Below are 21155 nucleotides of genomic sequence, written 5' to 3'. Positions count from 1 at the left end.
GACTCGGGGCGGGCCCGGCGTCGGCGGCCACCACGGCCACCGTCTTCGGAGTGGGGAACTCGGCCCACTTCACGGCGGGCGACGGTCAGGCCAACGACCTGGTCGTCACGGAGGTCGTCACCGGCAACGGCTACGAGAAGCTCTACGTCTTCAACGACGTGGTGCCGATCACGGCGGGACAGAACTGCCACCGGCCGGACGAGACCGACCCCACCGTGGTCGCCTGCCACATCGACGACGTGGGCGACATCCCGCACGTGACCCTCGGGCTCGGCGACGGGGACGACGACGCCGTGGTCCGCACCACCGACATCGCCGTGGTGTACGGCGGCGAAGGGGACGACACCGTGCACGGCAACACCACGGGCCACGCGGTCTACGGCGAGGGCGGGGACGACTCGCTCAGCGGTGCCTACGACCAGCAGGGCGGCCCGGGGAACGACACGATCCTCGCGAGCCCGGGCGGCTGGGTCTTCGGCGGCGAGGGGCACGACACGCTCATCGGGCACGGCGGGGACGAGAAGCTGTACGCCGGCGCCGGGAACGACGTGATGTACGGGCAGGACGGCGACGACCTGGCCTCCGGGGAGGACGGCGAGGACGAGATCCACGGCGGCACCGGGAACGACGAGATCCTCGGGGGCGACGGCGACGACCTCATCTTCGGCAACAGCGGCGACGACCGGCTCTACGGCAACGCGGGCGTGGACGAGATCTCCGGCGGTGCCGGGACCAACCTGATCCGCCAGGACTGACCCGGGCGCGCCGCACGGGCCGGTCGGGGGGCCGGCCCGCGCGGCGCGGTGGTGGTGGCCGCGTCAGTCGCGGGCCAGGAGCTCCAGCGTGTCGACCACCCGGTTGGAGAAGCCCCACTCGTTGTCGTACCAGGCCACCACCTTGACGTGGCGTCCTTCGACGCGGGTGAGGGCGGAGTCGAAGATCGAGGACGCCGGGTTCCCGGTGATGTCGCTGGAGACCAGCGGCGCCTCCGAGTACTCGAGGACGCCCCTGAGCCGGCCCTCGGCGGCGGCATGGTAGGCCGCGAGCACCTCGTCCCTGGTGACCTCGCGGGCGACCGTGGTGTTCAGCTCCACGATCGAGCCCACCGGCACCGGCACGCGGATCGAGTCGCCGGACAGCTTGCCGTCGAGGTTGGGCAGCACCAGGCCGATGGCCTTGGCCGCGCCGGTGGTGGTGGGCACGATGTTCACGCCGGCGGCGCGGGCCCGGCGCAGGTCCCGGTGCGGGCCGTCCTGGAGGTTCTGCTCCTGGGTGTAGGCGTGCACCGTGGTCATGAAGCCGTGCTCGATGCCGGCCAGGTCGTCCAGCACGGAGGCCAGCGGGGCGAGCGCGTTCGTGGTGCAGGAGGCGTTCGAGACGACCACGTGCCGGGCCGGGTCGTACGCGTCGGTGTTCACGCCGTACGCGAGGGTGACGTCGGCGCCTGAGGAGGGCGCGCTGACCAGCACCCGCCTGGCGCCGGCGTCGACGTGGGCCCGGGCGGCGTCCGCCGCGGTGAAGCGGCCGGTGGACTCCAGCGCGATGTCGACGCCGAGCTCCGCCCACGGCAGCTTCGCGGGCTCGCGCTCGGCGAGCACCCGGACGCGGCGGCCGTCGACCACCAGGTCGGTGCCGTCGACCGTGACGGAGCGGTCGAGCTGGCCGAGCGAGCTGTCGTAGGCGAGCAGGTGCGCCAGGGTCTCCGGGGCGGTGAGGTCGTTGACGGCGACCACCTCGAGCTCGCTGTCCCGGGCGAGCAGGGCGCGGAAGGTGCTGCGGCCGATGCGGCCGAAGCCGTTGACGGCGATGCGGGTCATCACGGTTCCTTTCGTCTCACCGTCCATGCTCGGCACCGGGACGCCACGCCGACAGTGGCTCGAACGACGGCGTGCACAAGTATCTCGCCACCCGACGTCGCGCCGACGGCCTTCGATGGGTGAGACTGAGGCGCGAGGAGCGAGCGACCAGGCGGTGACGGGGTGGACTTTCGGACGACCGGCGGGCGGGTGCGGGGCCGCCGCGCCGTCGACGGCGTCACCGCCGTGCTCGGTGTCCCGTACGCGGCCCCGCCGTTCGGCGCCCGCCGGTTCCGGGAGCCTCGGCCGGCCCCGGCCTGGGGCGGGGTGCGGGACTGCACGGCCTTCGGGCCCGTCGCCCCGCAGTCGGCCCAGCTGCCGGGAGCGCCGGTGTGGCGGCCCGGCGACGAGGACGTCCTCACCGTCAACGTGTGGGTGCCCGAGCGAGCTGACGGCGGCGCGCTGCCGGTGTTCTTCTGGATCCACGGTGGCGCCTACACCTTCGGCTCCTCGGCCCAGCCCGACTTCGACGGGGCGGCCCTGGCCCGTGCCGGGCTGGTCGTGGTCAGCTGCAACTACCGGGTGGGCTTCGAGGGATTCGGCCACGTGCCCGGGTACCCCGACAACCGCGGGCTGCTCGACCAGGCCGCCGCGCTGCGCTGGGTCCGGGAGAACATCGCGGCCTTCGGCGGCGACCCGGGGAACGTCGCGGTCGCCGGGCACTCCGCCGGAGGGGGCTCGGTGGCCTGTCTGATGGCGGGGGAGCGGGCCCGGGGGCTCTTTCGGCGGGCCGTCGCCCACAGCGTGCCGAGCGGCTTCTTCACCGTCGGGCTCGCCGGGGCGGTCACCGAGCGGATCGCGGCGGAGGCGGGGGTCCTCCCGACGGCGGAGGGGCTGCGGTCCCTGCCGCCCGAGGCGCTGGTGGCGGCCGCCGACAAGGCCGCCGCGAACTGCGGGGCCGACGCCGTGACGGCGATCCACGCCTTCGACCCGGTGATCTTTCAACCCGTCGTCGACGGCGAGGTGCTGCCCGCCGACCCGCTCGACGCGCTCGCCTCCGGCGCGGCGCGTGAGGTGGACCTGTTGGTGTGCCACGCCCTGGAGGAATACCGGTTCCTCCACACGGTGGGGGCCGTACGGGAGGTCACCACCGAGGTGGAGTTCGCGGAGTTCGTCGCGGCCCTGCGGCTCCCGGTCCACCTGGTCGAGGGCTACCGCGCCCTGCTGCCGGACGCCCCGGTACTCGACCGCTACCTCGCGGTCCTGGGGGACGCGGTCTTCGGCGAGTACACCACCCGCCTCGCCGAGCAGCACGCGAGGGCCGGCGGCCGGGCGTACCTGGCCCGCTTCGCCCGCGGTCGCGGCGAGGCCAGACCCTGGCACACCGCGGACGTCCCCTTCGCCTTCGGCAACCTGGACGCCGTCGGCGCCGACTTCCTCATCGGCGGTGCCCCCGACGAGGACGACCGCGCCCTGTCCCGCCGCATGCTCCGCTCCTGGGCCGACTTCGCGGCCACCGGCGACCCCGGCTGGCCGGCGGTCACCGCCGGCACCACGCCGGTCAGGTACTGGGCCACCCCCGGCGACCACCTGGCCGCCGACGACACCTCCGCGCTCCGCGCCCTGTGGCGCGACGTCACCTTCGGCCTCCTGCGCGCCGCGTGAGGGCCAGGTGAGTGGGGGTCAGGCCGAGAAGGTGTTGCGGTACTCGGTGGGTGAGGTGCCGAGGATGCGCTGGAAGTGCAGCCGCAGGTTGGCGCCGGTGCCGAGGCCGACCCGGGTGGCGATCTGCTCGACGCCCAGGTCGGTGCGCTCCAGCAGCTCGCGCGCCAGGTCCACCCGGGCCCGCAGCACCCACTGCATCGGCGTGTAGCCGGTGTCCTGGACGAACCGCCGCGAGAAGGTGCGCGCCGACACGCGCGCGTGGCGGGCCAGCGTCTCCAGGCTCAGCGGCTCGGCCAGGTGCGCCAGGGCCCACTCGCGGGTGCCGGCGAACAGGTCGCCAAGCGGCTCTGGCACGCTCCTCGGCACGTACTGGGCCTGGCCACCGCTGCGGTAGGGCGCCGCCACGAGACGCCGTGCCACGTGGTTGGAGAGCCCGACGCCGTGGTCGCGCCGCACCAGGTGCAGGCACAGGTCGATGCCGGAGGCGGCGCCCGCGGACGTGAGCACCTCGCCCTCGTCGACGAACAGCACGTTCTCGTCCACCCGTACCCGCGGATGCCGCTCGGCGAGTGCCCTCGTGTAGTGCCAGTGGGTCGTCGCCCGCCGACCGTCGAGCAGGCCGGTCGCCGCCAGCGCGAACGCACCCGTCGAGATGGCCGCGAGCCGGGTGCCGCGCTCGTGGGCGGCGCGCAGCGCGTCGACGACCGCCGCCGGCGGCTCGGTGGTCGCCGGCTCCCGGTAGCCGGGGACGAAGACGGTGTCGGCCCGCTCGAGGGCCCCGAGCCCCTCGGCCACGTGGTACGAGAGGCCGTCGCCGCCGGTCACCGGGCCCGGCGCGGCGCCGCAGACCCGCACCTCGTAGGGCATGCTCGGCCGGTTGGAGAACACCTGCGCGGGGATGCCGACGTCCAGCGGTTTCGCGCCGTCGAGCACCAGCACGGCCACCCGGTGGTTGATCCGACTCACCTGACCTTCCTACCGCACCTCGGTGATGGTGCGGCGGTAGGTGGAGCGGCGGTCGACGATGTCGGCGGCGCGGTCGCCGTAGACGTTGCGGACGATGCCCGGCTCCCGCAGGAAGTCGTGCGGGAAGCCGAGCGGCACCGCGCTCACCCGGTCGAGACGCTCCAGCGCGTCCGTGTCGAGCTCGACGTCCAGGCAGGCGAGGTTGTCCGCGAGCTGGCTCTCCCGGGTGGCAGAGACGAGCGGGATCACGTTGCCCGGTTGGGCGCGCAGCCAGGCGAGCGCCACCTGGGCGGGGCTCCAGCCGCCCTGCTCGGCGATCTCCAGCACGGCCGTGATGATCGCGGCCTCGCGCTCGTTCTCGGCGCTGTCCCAACCCTCACCTGACAGCCGCCCGGTGCCGCCGGCCCGGTACTTGCCGGTGAGCTTGCCGCCCTCCAGCGGGCTCCAGGCCAGCACCGCCAGGTCGAAGGCCCGGGCCTGCGGCAGCAGTTCGCGCTCCGGGGTGCGCTCAAGCAGGTTGTAGCGCAGCTGTGAACCGGCGAAGGCCGTCCAACCGCGCAGCTCCGCCAGGGTGTTGGCCTGGGCGATCTCCCAGGCCGGCCAGTCGGACACGCCGACGTAGAGCGCCTTGCCGGCGCGCACCACGTCGTCCAGGGACCGCATCACCTCGTCGACCGGGGTGAAGTTGTCCCGCGCGTGCACCCACAGGATGTCCACGTGGTCCGTGCCCAGCCGCCGCAGGCTGTCCTCCAGGGAGCGGACCAGGCTCTTGCGGTGGTTGCCGCCCGAGTTGGGGTCGCCGTCCACGGTCGGGCAGGTGTACTTGCTGGCCAGCACGAACCGCTCGCGGCGGCCCGCGAGCAGCTCACCCAGGATCCGCTCCGAGCTGCCGGCCGTGTAGATGTTGGCGGTGTCGACGAAGTTGCCGCCGGCGTCCGCGTAGGCGTCGAGCATCCGCCGACTGGTCTCCAGGTCGGCGCCCCAGCCCAGGTCCTCGCCGAACGTCATGGCGCCGAGGCTCAGTTCGCTGACCCGCAGCCCGGTCCTGCCGAAGAGTGTGTATCGCACGGTGCTCCCATCAGTGTGACGTGCGGCTCCGACGCTACGAGCTGGAGCGGACTCCAGGGCAAGCGCGGCACGCCCGGTTGGTGGAGCAAACGCATGTTGTTCGAACGCTTGACCGTGCGGGCTTGCTGTGGCTTGATCACCCGAACGCGCTGTGGCGATCGACCCTCAGTGGACTGACCATCCGGGAAAAAGGGGCAGATGTGAGAATAGCGTTGGTGAATCCGCAAACCGAGAACGACGACATGCGGGAGATCTACGGGTACCACGAGAACCTCGCGCTCGCTCTGATCGCCGCCACCCTGAGGAAGCACGGGCACCACGTCGTCCTGGTCGATCAGCGGGTTCGCCGGTTGACCGACCGTGAGGTGGCGCGCCACATCGCTCGCGAGGGCGCGGAGCTCGTGGGGTTCAGCGTGAACTACGCGACGTTGAAGCCGGCCCTGAAGGTTGCGCAGCTGCTCAAGATGACGGGGGCGCCGACCGTGGTGTTCGGCGGCGAGCACGTCACCTACCTGGACGACGGCGTGCTGGGGGCCTACGCCTGTGTCGACCTCGTGGTGCGTGGCGAGGGCGAGGAGGGATTCCTCGCGGTGGCCGACGCCCTTCGGGCGGGCGACGACGTCCGGGGTGTGCGGGGCATCTCGTACTGGGACCGGGAGGCGGACACCTGCGTGCGCACCCCCACCCGGTCGCCGGCGGCGAACCTGGACGACCAGCCGTTCGCCAGCCGGGACGTCGCGGACCAGGCCCTGGCGCACGGCATCCCGATCGAGATCGGGATCCTGGGGCAGCGCGGCTGTCCCTTCCCCTGCTCCTTCTGCAACGCCAACCGGTTCCTCGGCAACGAGACCCGGGGCATGCGCTACCGCAGCGCGGCGAACATCGCCGACGAGATCGAGGAGTTGGGGCCTCGCCTCGCCGAACACGACCTGCTGCTGCGGTTCTACGACGCCACCTGGATCACTCGCTCGCAGGCCAGCCGCGCCTGGGCCGTCGGTCTCTGCGACGAGCTCGAACGGCGTGGGTTACGAGTGCCGTTCGACGTCTTCGTCCGATCCGACAGCTTCGACTTCACCAACCAGGACGACCTGCGGCTGATTCGGCGACTGCGCAGGGCCGGCATGGTCAGCACCTACCTCGGTCTCGAGGCCGGCGACGACGAGGTGCTCGACGTCTACAACAAGAAGGTGCACGCCAACGCCTCCATCCGGGCGTTCGAGGAGTTCCGGCGGGCCGGCGTCTCGGGCTCGACCAACGGCGTGATCACCTTCCACCAGTCGGTCGCGCTGCCGCAGATCGCCAACACCGTGACCTTCCTCGAGCGCCTTGGCCTGTGCACGCTGTGGAACCTGTGCTCCCGCGTCGAGACCCTGCCCGGGATCCGCCTGGGTGACGAGATGATCACGCGGCCCCGGCGCGCCGTCTGGGACGTGCTCAACTACGCCATCCTCGACCGAGGCGCCAGGAGCCTGTACGAGTTGCTGACCGCGACCTCCGAGACCTCGTACGTGGGGCGCCTCGAGGACTTCCTGTCCCGCCGGCTGCGCGACGTGGCCCGGGTGCGGGACTTCCGTGCCGGCGAGCCGGTCGCCTCCGAGATCACCCGTCGGCTCGACCGGGACATTCGGGACATCCAGCGGCTGACCAGCGCCTTCGCCGCCGAGGCGATCGACGGACTGATCGCCTCCGACGGCAGACGATGTCCCGACCGGAGCCGGATCGTCAGGTACACCGACGACATGCTGTTCCGGCTCCGTCAACTCGCCACGGACTACCGACCGTTGCTGGGGGCGGGGCCCACCGACTGGTACGCGGCCGCGGCCTGAGGGCGAGACCACGCGATGCGACTCACCTATCTCAAGCTCGGCGCGTCCGCCTTCTTCTGGGGGGGCTCCGCGATCGCCGGGAAACTCGTCATGGACGAGCTCGGCCCCGCGTCGACGACCTTCCTGCGGTTCGGCGGCGCGGCCGTGCTGCTGCTCGCGATCGTCCCGCTGGCGCGGCTCTCGCTCCGGGTCGGCTTACGCGAGCACCTCCAGTACGCCACCCTCGGCCTGATCGGCGTCACCCTCTGCTACTACTTCTACTTCCGTGGCCTCCAGGCCAGTTCGGCGTTCAACGCGGCGCTGCTCGAGGCCACCATCCCGCTGGTGACGCTCGCGCTCGGGGTGGCCGCCGGCCGGGAGCGGGCCAGCCGCCTGGAGACCGTCGGCTTCTTCGTCTCCTACCTCGGGGTGGTCGTCATCATCACCCGGCTGTCGCCCGACGCGATCCTGGAGGCGGAGTACAACTGGGGCGACATCCTGCTGCTCCTGAGCACGGTCTGCTTCGGTCTCTACAACTTCCTGCTCAAGCTCTTCGCGCCGCGAGTCGACGCCACCGTCCAGACCTGCCTGATCTTCTGCTACGGCGCCCTCGGCCTCGTGCCCTGGCTGGTGCTCGACCCGGACGGGATCGCCGACCTGCGGCGCTTCCCGGAACTCGAGTGGGACCTGATCGGCTGCATGGCCTTCATGGCGATCGGCTCATCCGTCCTGGCCTACCTCTTCTTCAACCAGGGCGTACACCTGCTCGGCGCGGCGAAGGCGTCCGGCTTCATCAACCTGGTGCCCGTCATCACCATCGTGCTCTCCCTGGCCCTGCTGGGCGAGCGGCCCCGGCCCATCCAGATCCTCGGCGCGGCCATCGTGATGCTGGGCGTCTACCTCTCGCAGCGCCGGGCCCGGTCGGGCCCGGCGCGGGCCGAGGTCAGCCGCGCCGAGCCCGATCGACGCGCGGCACGGCCCGCGCCTACCGCGGACAGTGGTACGTGATCGCGACCGAGGGACCCACCGCCCGCGGGGGGACGCCGGCCACGGTCGGTCCCAGGGGACGCCGAGCAGTCGTGCAGGGCGGTGCGCAGCGCGTCGATCGCCAGGCGCCAGGCGGCGGGCGGCGGTCGGCGGACGTCGCGTTGCAGTCGCGCAGGCTGTCCAGCATCAGGAAGTCGTGCACCATCCCCTCGACGCGGACGGCGGTCACATCGACGCCGGCCTCCCGGAGCTTGGCGGCGAACGCCTCGCCCTCGTCGCGCAGCACGTCGGCCTCGTCCGTGATCACCAGCGTCCTCGGCAGGCCGCTCAGCCACTCGACCGAGGCCCGCAGCGAGGCCGCGTAGGGCTCGGCCCGTCTGTCGGGTTCTGGCAGGTACTGGTCCCAGAACCACCGCATGCCGTCCCGGGCCAGGTAGAAGCCGTCGGCGAACTCGCGGTAGAAGCCGGTCTCGAAGTCCGCGTCGGTGACGGGATAGAGCAGCACCATGGCGCGCAGCGGGACGTGCCCCGGTCCTTGGCCATCAGCGCGAGGACCGCCGACATGTTGCCGCCGACCGAGTCGCCGCACACCGCGATCCGGGACGCGTCGAGGCCGTGCTTGGCACCCTCGGCCACGATCCACTCGCCGACCGCGTGGTTCTGCTCGATGGCGGCGGGGTAACGCGCCTCGGGCGAGCGGTCGTAGACGGGGAAGACGGCGGCGCAGCCGGCGCCCACGGCCAGTTCGCGCACCAGCCGGTCGTGGGTCTTCTCGTCGCCGAGCACCCAGCCGCCGCCGTGGAGGCAGAGCATCACGGGCAGCGGGCCGGTCGCGCCGCGCGGCCGCACGATCCGGGCCCGCACCTGACCGGTCGGGCCGCCGGGCACCGTCACCCACGCCCCGTCGACGGTCGGCGGGGTCGGCCCGGCGCTCAGCCGTGGGCCGTTCGGGCGGACCGCCCGACGAGCCGGCCTCACCCGTTCGAGTGAAGATCGCGGTTTCGCCCGCCGCGCCTGGGCGGTCGAGGCGATCGTCGAGGGGGCGTACTCCCGGTCGCGCGGGTGTGAGCGTGCGCGGGCGCACCACCGCCTTGGCCATTGACTCCCGCCGGAGCCTCGGCGGGGCGTACCGTGGTGAACGCTCCCTCCGGGAAGGAGAGATGGTGGCCCCCGATCCGGAACACCACCACCCACAGCACGAAGAGCCAAGGACCACCGCCGCCGTGACCGGTCGGATCCCGCTGGCGGTGGTCGTCGTGGACGGCGCCGGGGAGATCTCGCACTGGAGCGCCGGGGCGCGGCGCCTCTTCGGCATCGAGCGGGACGAGGCCGTCGGCCGGCGGGCCGCGGAGGTCATGCCGATATCGGCCGTCATGTCCGTCGACGGCGACCCGGAGGGTGAGGCGGGGCAGGGGGCGAACGACACGGGCCCGTTGGACCCCGAGGAGCACGTCGAGTTCATCTTCGGCACCGACACCGTCGAGTTCTCCCAGCCGCTGGCCGGCCGCTTCTGGACCCAGGACCCCGTCTTCGCCGAGACCCGCGACGTGCTGTGGTGGGCCTACCCGCTCAACGGTCCAGGCGCAGCCCGGGTTTTGGTGCTCGCCGCCGACGGCGCGACGGCCCAGCCCGGTGAGCCGACCGCCGAGGACCGCGTCTCGCCGGACTTCGCCCCGCACGGCAGGCTCGAGGAGGCCGACGAGCTGGCCGGGCGGCTGCCGGAGATCATGCCGAGCATGAGCCCCCAGGAGGCCGGACACATCGCCCACCAGGTCCTCGAACAGGGCTATCCGGTGCTGGAGTTCAGCCGCCACGCGCGGGTGCCGGTCACCGCCGACTGGGGGGTGCCGCGGCGGGTGGTGCGGCGCGAGGGCCTGGAGCGCGCGGTCCGCGAGGCCAGGGCCGCGCACGACGAGCGGCGGGCCGCCGCGGCGGAGGCCGAGCTGGCCTCCGACCTCGAGTACGCGGCCGTGCGCGAGCGGCTCGAGTTCCTCAACGAGGTGAGCGGCCGCATCGGCTCCTCCCTTGACCTGGCCCGCACCATCCAGGAGGTCAGCCAGGCCGTCGTGCCCCGCTTCACCGACGTCGCCGGCACCTACCTGCGCGAACAGGTCGTCGCCGGCGAGGGCTTCCCCGAAGGACCGCCCGACACCAGCACGATGTGGCACCGGGTGGCCGTGGAGCACAACGACGAGCCCGGCCGCTGGGACGACGTGGTGCCGGTCGGCGAGTCCATGCCGTTCCCCGCCAACACCCCGTTCTTCCAGTGCATGATCACCGGCGAGCCGGTGCTGGTGCCGCGCATCACCGAGCAGATGGGCGACATGATCGCCTCCCAGTTCGAGAAGCGGGACATCAGGCCGCTCATCAACCACCGCTCCATGCTGGTGGTCCCGCTGAAGGCCCGGCAGGTCGTGCTCGGCTTCCTGATCCTGCTGCGGCACCGCGAGCGGGCCGAGTTCAACGACATGGACCGGGTGACCGGCGCCGAACTCGCCGCCCGCGCCGGCCTCGTCCTCGACAACGCGCGCATGTACACGTACCAGGAGAACGTCGCCGACACCCTCCAGGACAGCATGCTGCCGCGCATCGAACCCCGGATGGCCGGCTGCGACACCGCCACCCGCTACCTCCCGGGCACCCGGCTCGGCCGCGTCGGCGGCGACTGGTTCGACACCATCAGACTGCCCGGCTGCCGCACCGCGCTCGTCGTCGGCGACGTCATGGGCCACGGCCTCAACTCGGCCGCCATGATGGGCCAGCTGCGCACCGCCGTGCAGACCATGGCGGCGCTCGACACCGACCCCGCGCAACTGCTGCGCAGCCTCGACGACCTGGCGCAGCGGCTCGGCGACCACTACCTGGCCACCTGCCTCTACGCCGTCTACGACCCGGTCCGCTCCGAGCTGCGCATCGCCAACGCCGGCCACATCCCACCCGTGTTGGTGCGCGCCGCCGACGGATCGAGCGAGCTGCTCGACCTGCCGACCGGCGCGCCCATCGGCGTCGGACAGATCGCGTTCACGACGGTCACGGTGTCGGTCGGCCCCGGCGACCGGCTCGTCATGTGCACCGACGGCCTCGTCGAGGTGCGCGGCCAGGACATCGGCGCCGGCCTCGCGGCGCTCTGCGAGTCGGCGGCGCACCCGGCCGCCTCCATGGACGCCGCCTGCGACACCATCATCCGCGCGCTGGCCGCCGCCACGGCACCCGACGACCGCAAGGACGACGTGGCGCTGCTGATGGCCCGGCTCAACGGCATCGCGGAGGACGACGTCGCGACCTGGCGGCTCGGCCTCAACCGCGCCGAGGTGCCACGGGCCAGGGCCGCGGTCCAGGAGCGGATGGCGGCCTGGCGCCTGCCGGAGCCGGTGCGGGCCACGGCGGAGCTGCTCGTCAGCGAGCTGGTCACCAACGCGGTCCGGCACGGCGAGAGCGGCCCCGTCGAGCTCCGCCTGGTCCGGGCGGACGCGCTGCTGTGCGAGGTCTCGGACGAGGGCCACGAACTGCCGGTGCTGCTGGACTGCGACCCGCTGGACGACGCCGGGCGCGGGCTGAACGTCGTCAGCCGGCTGGCGCGGGCCTGGGGCACGACGCGGACGGTGCGCGGCAAGACGGTCTGGTTCGAACTCGACCTCCGCACCGCCGCCCGCCGCCCCCGCTACCGCTGACTCCCGGCGCCGTGGCCGATGTCGTTTCGGTCTCGGATGCGCGATCTGCCCTGAAGAGGAGCGAGTTGAACGATCAGACGGTAGCGTCGAACTCGTGCTGGCTACGGTTCTCGGGCTGATCGGCGGCATAGCGGCCGCAGTCATCGGTGCGTGGGCGGCGCTTCGCGCTCGGCGCCCGCCGAAGTCGCAGGTCGAACTCGTCGACGTGACCATCGCGCCGCCGTCGCGTTCGGCCTCGGGTCCCCGAGACATGTCTCCCGTGCTCGACGTGAAGGTACGCAACACGGGAGGCCAGCCGGCCGTACTCAAGCGACTCGTGGTGCGCGTGCACCGCGGCCGCCGCCACGGTCGCCGCCGATATCGTCGCCGACCTGCGCCGGACGGTGGGACCGGATCACCGGGACACCATTCTCTACCGGCACATCCTCGGATTCTGCCTGGGCGAGGCGGGGGATCCCCCGCGCGCTGTCGACGTGTTCACCGAACTTCTCGGCGACGCCGTGCGGGTACTGGGTCCCGACAATCCCGACACCCTCGACGTCCGTCATGAGCTGGCCCGATGGCGAGGGAGAGCGGGGGACGCCGCAGGCGCCGCCGCCGCGTTCGCCGAACTAGTCCTGGATCGCATCCGCGTCCAGGGACCCGACCACCCTCATACCCTCCTGTCGCGGCACAACCTGGCGCTGTGGACGGGCGAGGCCGGGGACGCCCCGGGCGCCGCCGCCGCGTTCGCCGAACTGGTAGTCGACCGGCGCCGAGTGCTGGGGCCAGAACACCCCGACACGGTCAAGAGCGCGCGCGCCCTGGCCCACTGGCGAGAGCAGCCTGGTCCGCACAGTCACACTGTCCAATGAGAGCGGAACAGGATCAGGTGAGCGTCTCGCAGGGGCGCTGAACGATGACTGTGCTCCGCGTGCCTCAATGGCAAGGCGCGGCGTCGAGCAAGGCGCCGCGGCTCACGCCCGCTACGGTGACCAGTTGACGGTGCTGTGGAGCGACGCGCATCCGGACGTGTACAGCCCGCGGACTCTGCCGTCGGGTGCCTGTCACGGCATGGTGGTCCGCGCGCTGCTGGGTGATGGGCCGGCCGGGCTCACGCCCCGAGCAGCTATCACCGCCGGGAGCGGGCGGGTGACGCGTCCGAGCACGAGTACCTCGCGAAGACGGGACTGCGCAGGCAGGGCGTCGAGAACCTGGAAGCGGCGCTCGAAGGTTCTCGCGGTCCCGAGTACGTGCACGTGGATCTCGATGTGCTGGAGCCCACGATGTTCGGCTCGACCTGCTACCCCGAGCCGAACGGCGTGCGGCCACCCGCTCCCGCGCGGAACCCCCGTGGCCGATTAGGGGCACGGCGCGTGGGGGAGACGTCAGGGCGGGACCGGCGGTGGAGGGGAGTGGTCGGCGTGAGTTGGGACGGCTTCTGGACGGACGCTCCACCCACGGTCTTCTGGGACGCACCGCCCGACGTCGTCGCCGGGCGGCACCTGCCGCTGTTCGAGCCGTATCTGACCGGCGGCCTGCCGCTGGTCGACGCCGGCTGTGGCAACGGCACGCAGACGCGCCACCTCGCGGACCGACGCCCGAACGGAGTGGTCGGCGTCGATCTGTCGCCGGCCGCCGTGGAGTTGGCCAGGAGGCAGTCCCGGAATGCGGAGTTCGAGGTGCTTGACCTCGCGGACCGCCACGCCGTCGCCGCGTGCCGGGAGCGGCGTCGCGGGGACTGCCACGTCTACCTGCGCGGCGTGCTGCACCAGGCCGCGCCCGAGGAGCGGGCGCGGATGGCCGATGGCGTCGTCGCGCTGCTCGGCGGCGCGGGGCGCGGGTTCGTCGTCGAGCCGGCGGCGGCCGCCAAGGAGACGCTGATGGGGCTGATGCGGCGGCCCGGCGGGCCGCCGCCCTCGCTGGCCGCCGTGTTCGCGCACGGGATCTCGCCCATGGAGATGCCCGACGAGGCCGTGCCCGCGCTGTTCGTCGAGCGGGGTCTTACCGTGCTGGCCGAAGGACGGGCGCCGCTGGCCACCACGGTGCGCGACCCGGAGGGCGCGCGTGTCGAGCTGCCGTCGAACTGGTTGGTCGTCGGCCACACCGGGTAACGTGACGCGGCATGACGAAGATCCTCGTCTCGGCCGACATGGAGGGCGCCACCGGCGTCACCTGGCCGGCGGACTGCCTGCCTGGCACGCCGGAGTGGGAGCGCTGCCGGCCGATGTTCACCTCCGACGTGAACGCGGCGATCGCCGGCTTCTTCGACGGCGGCGCCGACGAGGTGCTGGTCAACGAGGCGCACATGACGATGCGCAACCTGCTGCTCGAGCGGCTCGACGACCGGGCCCAGCTCCTCACCGGCCGGCACAAGGCGCTCAGCATGGTGGAGGGCGTCCAGCACGGTGACATCGACGGCATCGCCTTCGTCGGCTACCACACGGGCGCCGGAGACGAGGGCGTGCTGGCCCACACCTACCTCGGCAACTCGATCACCGGCGTCTTCGTCGACGGCGTCCGCGCCAGCGAGGGCCTGCTCAACTCCCTGGTGGTCGCCGAGTACGGCACGCCCGTCGTCCTGGTCACCGGCGACGACCGGGCCTGCGCCGACGCCGGCGGCTACGCGCCCGACGCGCGGACCGTCGCCGTCAAGGACTACGTCTCGCGGTACGCGGCGGTCTGCCGCACGCCCACCCGCACGGCGGCCGACATCCGCGCCGCCGCCGCCAAAGCGGTGGGCCTCGCCGTGCGGCACCCGCCGGCCGTGGGGCGGGAGCGGGTGATCGAGGTGGGGTTCGACGCCGAACACCTGGCGGGCGCCGCCACCCTGGTGCCCGGGGTCGAGCAGATCGGGCCGCGCCGCGTGGCGTTCACCGCGCACACCATGTACGAGGGAATCCGCTGTTTCAAGGCCGTCACCACCGTGGTGTCCGCCGCCGTGGAGGAATGGTATGGCTGACCGGATCGCGTCCGCCGGCATGACCGGCACCCGGATCGACGCGCGTCACATCGACGAGCGTGCCGAGGACGAGGTGGTGCGCTTCACCGCCGACCTCATCCGGCACGACACCACCAACCGGGGCGGGGGCGACGGCGTCGAGCGGCCGGCCGCCGAGTACGTCGCGGCGGCGCTGGCCGAGGTGGGCATCGAGCCCGTCATCGTGGAGAAGGCCGCGGGCCGCACCAACGTGGTGGCGCGTGTGCCGGGCACGGATCCGGGCGCCGAGGCGCTGCTGGTCCACGGTCACCTGGACGTGGTGCCGGCCGACGCGACCGAGTGGAGCGTGCCCCCGTTCGCCGGCGAGGTCGTCGACGACGTCGTCTGGGGGCGCGGCGCCGTGGACATGAAGGGCTCCGACGCCATGGTCCTCACCGTGGTGCGGGCCTGGGCGCGCGCCGGCGTGCGCCCCCGGCGCGACGTCGTGCTGGCGTTCACGGCCGACGAGGAGGACAGTGCCGAGTTCGGCGCCGGCTACCTGGTTCGGCACCGGCCCGAACTGTTCGAGGGCTGCACCGAGGCCATCGGCGAGTCCGGCGCCTACACCTTCCATCCGGGCGACGGCCGGCGGATCTACCCGGTGGGCGCCGGCGAGCGCGGCACCTCCTGGCTGGCCCTCACCGCCAGGGGCCGGGCCGGCCACGGCTCCAAGATCAACCAGGAGAACGCCGTCACCCGGCTCTCGGCCGCCGTCACCCGGATCGGCGAGCACGTCTGGCCGGTCCGCCTCAGCGCCACCGTGCGGGCCGCGCTCACCGAGCTCGCCGCCGTCTACGAGCTGCCGGCGCCCGAGCTCGACGCCACAGACCCCGAGGAACTGGCCAGGCGCGTCGAGGAGCTGTTCCACCGCCTCGGCCCGGCCGCCGGCCTGGTCGCGGGCACCGTCCGCAACAGCGCCAACCCCACCATGATGGACGCCGGTTACAAGGTGAACGTGATCCCGGGCAGCGCCACGGCGCACGTCGACGGGCGGGTGCTGCCCGGCGGCGACGAGGAGTTCACCACCACCCTCGACCGGCTCACGGGACCTGACGTCGACTGGGAGTACGTGCACCACGAGATCCCCCTCCAGGCGCCGGTCGACGCGCCCACCTTCGGCGTGCTGCGCGACGCGCTGCGGCACTTCGACGCCGGCGCGCACGTTGTCCCCTACTGCATGACCGGTGGCACCGACGCCAAGCAGTTCTCCCGGCTCGGCATCACCGCCTACGGATTCATGCCGCTGCGGCTGCCCGAAGGCTTCGACTACCAGGCGATGTTCCACGGCGTTGACGAGCGCGTGCCCGTCTCCGCGCTGCGCTTCGGGATCCGCGTGCTCGACCGCGCGCTGCTGGCGCTCTGACCCGCACCCGAGGAGGCCGCATGGGCAAGACACCACGACCGGCACCGTACGGCGGCTGGCCCTCGCCGATCGACGCCGCCCTCGTCGCGGCGCACGACGGCAAGCCCGAGTACCTGGGTGCCGTGGGCGAGGAACTGTGGTGGACCGCGCCGCGGCCTGAGGAGGGCGGGCGGCGTGCGCTGCTGCGCCTCACGCCCGACGCAGCGGACGCCGTGAGCGTGCTGCCGCCGCCGTGGAACGTGCGCAACCGGGTGATCGAGTACGGCGGCGTCCCCTGGGCCGGGACGCCGAGGCCCGCAGGCGGCCCGCTGATCGTCTTCACCCACTTCGCCGACCAGCGGCTTTACGCCGTCGAGCCCGACGCGCCCGGCGGTCCCGAGCCCCGCCCGCTCACGCCCGTCTCGCCAGTCGGCGGCGGCCTGCGGTGGGCCGACCCGGTGCTCCACGGCGACGAGGTGTGGTGCGTGCTCGAGGAGTTCACCGGCGAGGCGCCGGGGGACGTGCGGCGGGTCCCGGTCGCGGTGCCGCTCGACGGCTCGGCCGCCGAGGACCGCTCGGCGGTGCGCGAGCTCACCGCCCAGGCACACCGCTTCGTCACCGGACCTCGCCCCTCGCCGGACGGCCGCCGCGCCGTCTGGCTGGCCTGGGACCACCCGCGCATGCCGTGGGACGGCACCGAGCTGGTGATCGCCGAAATCGGCGCCGACGGGGTGCTGACCGGCGCCCGCACCGTCGCCGGCGGCGTGGACGAGTCCGTCGCGCAGGCTGACTGGGCCCCGGACGGCGGCCTGCTGGCCGTCACCGACCGCTCCGGCTGGTGGAACGTGCACCGTGTCGACCCCGACACCGGGCACGCCGTCAACCTGTGCCCGCGCGAGGAGGAGTTCGGCGACGCGCTGTGGAAGCTGGGGCACCGCTGGTTCGCGCCGCTCGACAACGGCACGGTCGCCGTGGTGCACGGCCGGGGCGCGGCGCGGCTCGGCATCCTCGACCCGGCCACCGGCGACCTTGCCGACGCGACCGGGCCCTGGACCGAGTGGTCGCCGGCGCTCGCGGTGCGCGGCAGCCGGGTCGCCGGCATCGCCGCCGGCCCGCACCGGCACCACGAGATCGTCTGCCTCGACACGGCGAGCGGGCACAGCCGGGTGGTCGCCGAGGAACACCACGATGTCGTCGACCCCGCGTACCACCCGACGCCGCGCGCCCGCGTGATCAGCGGCCCTGAGGGGCGGGAGATCCACGCCCAGATCTACCCGCCGCACCACCCGGAGGTGACGGGGCCGGCGGGCGAGCGCCCGCCCTACGTGGTCTGGGCGCACGGCGGGCCGACCTCCCGCGCCCCGCTGGTGCTCGACCTGGAGATCTCCTACTTCACCTCGCGCGGCATCGGCGTCGCCGAGGTCAACTACGGCGGCTCGACCGGCTACGGCCGCGCCTACCGCGACCGGCTGCGCGAGCGCTGGGGCGTGGTGGACGTCGAAGACTGCGCGGCGGTGGCCACCGCGCTCGCCGATGAGGGCACCGCCGACCCGGCGCGGCTCGCCATCAGGGGCGGCAGCGCCGGTGGCTGGACGGCCGCCGCCGCGCTGGTCTCGCCGGCCGCCGAGGGGCGGTTCGCCTGCGGCACCATCAGCTATCCCATCCTCGACCTGACCGGCTGGGCGGTGGACGAGACCCACGACTTCGAGTCGCACTACCTGGAGTCGCTGGTCGGCCCGCTGGACAAGGTGCCCGAGCGCTACCGGGACCGTTCCCCGGTCAACCTCGCCGACCGGCTGCGCGTGCCGTTCCTGCTGCTCCAAGGACTCGACGACGTGATCTGCCCGCCGGTGCAGGCCGAGCGGCTGCTGGCCGCGGTGGCCGGGCGCGGGGTGCCGCACGCCTACCTGGCCTTCCCCGGCGAGGGACACGGCTTCCGGCGCGCCGACACCATCCGCCGGGCGCTGGAGGCGGAGCTCGCGCTCTACGCGCTGGCCTTCGGCCTGGGCGAGGGCGCGGCCCGGGTGCCGCCGCTCGACCTGCGCGGCTGACCGGCGGGCACCCCGCCGCTCCCGAATGGCGGGCGGCCGGGGGAGCGGGGAGGATGGAAAGCGGAGCAATCCGACATGACAGAAGGAAGCATCCGAACAAGGAGGGATGCCATGACCACGGCCGCCGACATCATGAGCCCCGGGGCTCACTGGATCCCCGCAACCGAGACCCTGGACCGGGCGGCGCAGCTCATGCGCCAGTTCGACGTGGGCGCCCTGCCCGTGAGCGATGAGAACGAGCGGATGACCGGCATCATCACGGACCGCGACATCGTCGTGAAGTGCCTCGCCGCGGGCCACGATCCCGCCCAGGTCACGGCGGGCGAGCTGTGCGAGGGCACGCCGCGTTGGGTGAGCATCGACGCGAACGTCGACGAGATCCTCCAGGAGATGGAGAGCCACCAGATACGCCGGCTGCCCGTGATCGACGAGGGCAAGCGGTTCGTCGGCATGATCAGCGAGACCGACCTGGCCAAGGCCCTGTCGGACGACCAACTGGCCCAGTTCGTCGAGCGCGTCTACGCCTGACACGCGCGGGCGGTCCTGGCGGTCCGGCGGCGGGGCGCGGCCCCGCCGCCGGACGCGAGTCGTGACGGCGGGTCCGCGGTCCTGGGGCGTTGACGGGCGAGTTGGTGGGGCTTATAAGGGGGCCAGAAGAATTTCTGAGAGCGCTCTCAGTCGTCCGTCACCCCCCACCGGAAGGCGCTCGCATGAGCTCGATCCATTCCCCCGCGCGCGTGACCGCGCTGCCCGCGACCCGGTTAGCCGGCGTCTGTCTGCTGCTGATCGCGGGGCTGCTCGCCTCGGTCACGGCCGCCACGCCGGCGCGCGGCGCCGTGCCGTCCCTGCCAGGCTGGACGCTCGCCTGGAGCGACGACTTCACGGGCGCCGCCGGCACGCTGCCCTCCAGCGCCAACTGGCAGATCGACACCGGCCACTCCTACCCCGGCGGCCCCGCCAACTGGGGCACCGGCGAGATCCAGAACTACACCTCGTCGCCGGACAACGTCAGCCACGACGGCAACGGCAACCTCCGCATCACGCCGCTGCGCGACGGCGCCGGCAACTGGACCTCCGCCCGCGTCGAAACCCGGCGGGCCGACTTCACCGCGCCGGCCGGCGGCACCCTCCGCATCGAGGGCCGCATCCAGATGCCCAACGTCACCGGCGAGGCCGCCCTCGGCTACTGGCCGGCGTTCTGGGCCCTCGGCTCGCCCTACCGGGGCAACTACTGGAACTGGCCCGGCATCGGTGAGTTCGACGTCATGGAGAACGTCAACGGGCTCAACAACGTCTGGGGCGTGCTGCACTGCGGCACCGCGCCCGGCGGCCCGTGCAACGAGAACAACGGCCTCGGCGGCAGCCGGGCCTGCCCCGGCGCCAGCTGCCAGTCCGCGTTCCACACCTACCGCTTCGAGTGGGACCGGAGCGTCACCCCCAACGAGCTGCGCTGGTACGTCGACGACCAGCTCTACCACTCCGTCAGCCAGGCCCAGCTCGACGCCACCACCTGGTCCAACATGACCAGCCACGCCGGTTACTTCATCCTGCTGAACGTCGCCATGGGCGGTGCCTTCCCCGACGGCGTCGCGGGCCACGCCACCCCCGTGGCCGCCACGGTGCCGGGCCGCTCGATGCTCGTCGACTACGTCGCCGTCTGGACCAGGGGCGGCGGCACCACCCCGCCGCCCACCGGAGGCGGCACGCTCAACCTGCGGGGCGACGGCACCCTCGGCGCGGCGGCCGGCTCGGCGGCCACCGCCACGCTGGTCTCCGCCGGCGGCGTCAACCACGACGGCACCCCCTACCAGCCGCGCACGTTCACCGCCGGCGGCGTCACCGGCGCCTACACCGGTGGCGCCACGGCCTTCGACCTGTTCGTCGACGCGGGCACCACCGTCGCCAACGGGCAGCAGGTGCGGATCTCCTACGACCGAACGGGCGACGGCGGCTGGGACCGTGTCGAGACCTACCGCTACTTCGCCACGGACCCCGTGCCCGGCTACGAGCACTACACCCAGACCCAGGGACTGGCCTCCGCCACCGGCAGCCACGGCGACATGACGAACGGCCGGGTCAGGGTCGAGGTGTGGAACGCCATCGGCAACGGCCCGAGCACCCTCGGCACCGGCAACCAGTCGACGGTCACCATCCCCATCCGCTGACCTCCCCGACCCGGGACGGGGGCGAGCGGGCCGACGGGCGAGATCCACGGTCCGCTCGCATCCTGGAACCATGAGTCCCGACACGAGCAACGAAGAGCCGCACGAGCCCCCGGCGGGCGGCCCCACCCGCGTCTCGGTCAGCCAGACCGAGACCAGGCCGGGCTTCTGGAACACCGGCCGGGTCATCGCCGCGCTGATCAGCGTCCTGGTCCTGGTCTTCATCTTCCAGAACACCAGGAGCACCAAGGTCCACCTGCTGATCCCCGAGCTGCGGATGCCGTTGTGGATGGTGCTGCTGGGCACCGCCTTCCTCGGTATGCTCGCCGGCATGTTCTGGAGCCACCACCGCAGCGTGCGGCGCCCCCGGCGATAGCCGCGCGTCCTCGCCCCCTTCACCCGAACGGCCCAGTGTGGTCCGGGGGGCCGTGGTTTTCTCCCGCCCACCCATGGTGCGGGCCTGCGGCCGGCGTGCCGCCCGGCGCTGCGCGCGGGGGTTTCCCGGTCCGCCCGTGGTTCGGGCCGGCGCCCTGCGGGCGGGGCGGTGCCCGGCGCTTCGCACCTGTTCTTCCCCACTCACCCGCCCGTTTCCGCGGCTTCGCCGCGGTGGGCCTGCGGCCGGCGGGTCTGGTGGTGTGGTCGGGCCCGGTGAGGGTGGGAACGGGCGTGGATCGGGCGTCGGG

At 73.0% G+C, this 21155-nt stretch carries 16 protein-coding genes and 1 pseudogene; 13 read left to right on the top strand and 4 right to left on the bottom strand.

Going from position 1 to position 21155, the window contains the following annotated elements; translation table 11 throughout:
• On the top strand, positions 1-755 hold a 755-nt coding region (locus E1265_RS15935), incomplete at its 5' end, for a calcium-binding protein (protein ID WP_132930967.1).
• Between the two features lie 63 nt (positions 756-818).
• On the opposite strand, the gene gap is transcribed toward E1265_RS15935, so the two are convergent.
• Positions 819-1817, bottom strand: coding sequence for a type I glyceraldehyde-3-phosphate dehydrogenase (gene gap / locus E1265_RS15930; protein ID WP_132930966.1), 999 nt, complete (start codon positions 1815-1817; stop codon positions 819-821).
• A gap of 162 nt (positions 1818-1979) precedes the next feature.
• Here gap and E1265_RS15925 point away from each other — a divergent pair, with 162 nt between their 5' ends.
• Positions 1980-3461, top strand: a complete 1482-nt coding sequence (locus tag E1265_RS15925) for a carboxylesterase family protein (RefSeq protein WP_132930965.1) — start codon at positions 1980-1982, stop codon at positions 3459-3461.
• An 18-nt stretch (positions 3462-3479) separates the two neighbouring features.
• On the opposite strand, the gene E1265_RS15920 is transcribed toward E1265_RS15925, so the two are convergent.
• Together E1265_RS15920 and E1265_RS15915 are read right to left on the bottom strand one after the other, a co-directional pair.
• The gene (locus E1265_RS15920; protein ID WP_132930964.1) at positions 3480-4427 is read right to left on the bottom strand and encodes a DJ-1/PfpI family protein; all 948 of its coding nucleotides are present in this window, start codon (positions 4425-4427) and stop codon (positions 3480-3482) included.
• Between the two features lie 9 nt (positions 4428-4436).
• Positions 4437-5495 (bottom strand): aldo/keto reductase, encoded by a 1059-nt coding sequence (locus tag E1265_RS15915; RefSeq protein ID WP_132930963.1) that lies wholly within the window; start codon positions 5493-5495, stop codon positions 4437-4439.
• 215 nt (positions 5496-5710) lie between these two features.
• On the opposite strand from E1265_RS15915, the gene E1265_RS15910 reads away from it, so the two are divergent.
• The gene (locus E1265_RS15910; protein ID WP_132930962.1) at positions 5711-7321 is read left to right on the top strand and encodes a cobalamin-dependent protein; all 1611 of its coding nucleotides are present in this window, start codon (positions 5711-5713) and stop codon (positions 7319-7321) included.
• Between the two features lie 15 nt (positions 7322-7336).
• Positions 7337-8308: a DMT family transporter gene (locus tag E1265_RS15905; protein WP_132930961.1), complete on the top strand. Its 972-nt coding sequence runs from the start codon at positions 7337-7339 to the stop codon at positions 8306-8308.
• 68 nt (positions 8309-8376) lie between these two features.
• Here E1265_RS15905 and E1265_RS15900 read toward each other — a convergent pair.
• A pseudogene (locus E1265_RS15900) lies at positions 8377-9202 on the bottom strand (alpha/beta hydrolase); the annotation flags it as partial.
• Positions 9203-9447: 245 nt separating this feature from the next.
• On the opposite strand from E1265_RS15900, the gene E1265_RS40320 reads away from it, so the two are divergent.
• The 9 genes from E1265_RS40320 (at position 9448) to E1265_RS15850 (ending at position 20848) form a co-directional block, all read left to right on the top strand.
• Entirely contained in the window at positions 9448-11958 is a 2511-nt protein-coding gene (locus E1265_RS40320) for a SpoIIE family protein phosphatase (protein WP_132930960.1), read from the top strand.
• Positions 11959-12431: 473 nt separating this feature from the next.
• Positions 12432-12812 (top strand): tetratricopeptide repeat protein, encoded by a 381-nt coding sequence (locus E1265_RS15890; protein ID WP_207931088.1) that lies wholly within the window; start codon positions 12432-12434, stop codon positions 12810-12812.
• Between the two features lie 549 nt (positions 12813-13361).
• Positions 13362-14051, top strand: coding sequence for a class I SAM-dependent methyltransferase (locus E1265_RS15880; protein ID WP_243740826.1), 690 nt, complete (start codon positions 13362-13364; stop codon positions 14049-14051).
• Between the two features lie 11 nt (positions 14052-14062).
• Positions 14063-14899 (top strand): M55 family metallopeptidase, encoded by an 837-nt coding sequence (locus E1265_RS15875; protein ID WP_132930956.1) that lies wholly within the window; start codon positions 14063-14065, stop codon positions 14897-14899.
• Positions 14892-16280 (top strand): M20/M25/M40 family metallo-hydrolase, encoded by a 1389-nt coding sequence (locus tag E1265_RS15870; RefSeq protein WP_132930955.1) that lies wholly within the window; start codon positions 14892-14894, stop codon positions 16278-16280. The genes E1265_RS15875 and E1265_RS15870 overlap by 8 nt, the downstream gene beginning before the upstream one ends.
• A gap of 20 nt (positions 16281-16300) precedes the next feature.
• Positions 16301-18310: a prolyl oligopeptidase family serine peptidase gene (locus E1265_RS15865; RefSeq protein ID WP_132930954.1), complete on the top strand. Its 2010-nt coding sequence runs from the start codon at positions 16301-16303 to the stop codon at positions 18308-18310.
• Between the two features lie 111 nt (positions 18311-18421).
• Positions 18422-18838 (top strand): CBS domain-containing protein, encoded by a 417-nt coding sequence (locus E1265_RS15860; RefSeq protein WP_132930953.1) that lies wholly within the window; start codon positions 18422-18424, stop codon positions 18836-18838.
• A gap of 182 nt (positions 18839-19020) precedes the next feature.
• A complete protein-coding gene (locus E1265_RS15855; RefSeq protein ID WP_132930952.1) occupies positions 19021-20475 on the top strand; it encodes a glycoside hydrolase family 16 protein in 1455 nt (484 codons plus the stop codon).
• Positions 20476-20545: 70 nt separating this feature from the next.
• Positions 20546-20848, top strand: coding sequence for a LapA family protein (locus tag E1265_RS15850; protein WP_132930951.1), 303 nt, complete (start codon positions 20546-20548; stop codon positions 20846-20848).
• Positions 20849-21155: the final 307 nt, after the last annotated feature.

It is taken from the genome of Streptomyces sp. 8K308 (assembly GCF_004348315.1).
Taxonomy (GTDB): Bacteria; Actinomycetota; Actinomycetes; order Streptomycetales; family Streptomycetaceae; genus Streptomyces.
This window is presented reverse-complemented; position numbering and strand designations above follow the sequence as displayed.

Bases quoted from the DNA above. Each gene is read 5' to 3' on its own strand.
- gap (WP_132930966.1), bottom strand. From the start codon at position 1,817: ATGACCCGCATCGCCGTCAACGGCTTCGGCCGCATCGGCCGCAGCACC.
- E1265_RS15905 (WP_132930961.1), top strand. From the start codon at position 7,337: ATGCGACTCACCTATCTCAAGCTCGGCGCGTCCGCCTTCTTCTGGGGG.
- E1265_RS40320 (WP_132930960.1), top strand. From the start codon at position 9,448: ATGGTGGCCCCCGATCCGGAACACCACCACCCACAGCACGAAGAGCCA.
- E1265_RS15875 (WP_132930956.1), top strand. From the start codon at position 14,063: ATGACGAAGATCCTCGTCTCGGCCGACATGGAGGGCGCCACCGGCGTC.
- E1265_RS15870 (WP_132930955.1), top strand. From the start codon at position 14,892: ATGGCTGACCGGATCGCGTCCGCCGGCATGACCGGCACCCGGATCGAC.
- E1265_RS15865 (WP_132930954.1), top strand. From the start codon at position 16,301: ATGGGCAAGACACCACGACCGGCACCGTACGGCGGCTGGCCCTCGCCG.
- E1265_RS15860 (WP_132930953.1), top strand. From the start codon at position 18,422: ATGACCACGGCCGCCGACATCATGAGCCCCGGGGCTCACTGGATCCCC.
- E1265_RS15855 (WP_132930952.1), top strand. From the start codon at position 19,021: ATGAGCTCGATCCATTCCCCCGCGCGCGTGACCGCGCTGCCCGCGACC.
- E1265_RS15850 (WP_132930951.1), top strand. From the start codon at position 20,546: ATGAGTCCCGACACGAGCAACGAAGAGCCGCACGAGCCCCCGGCGGGC.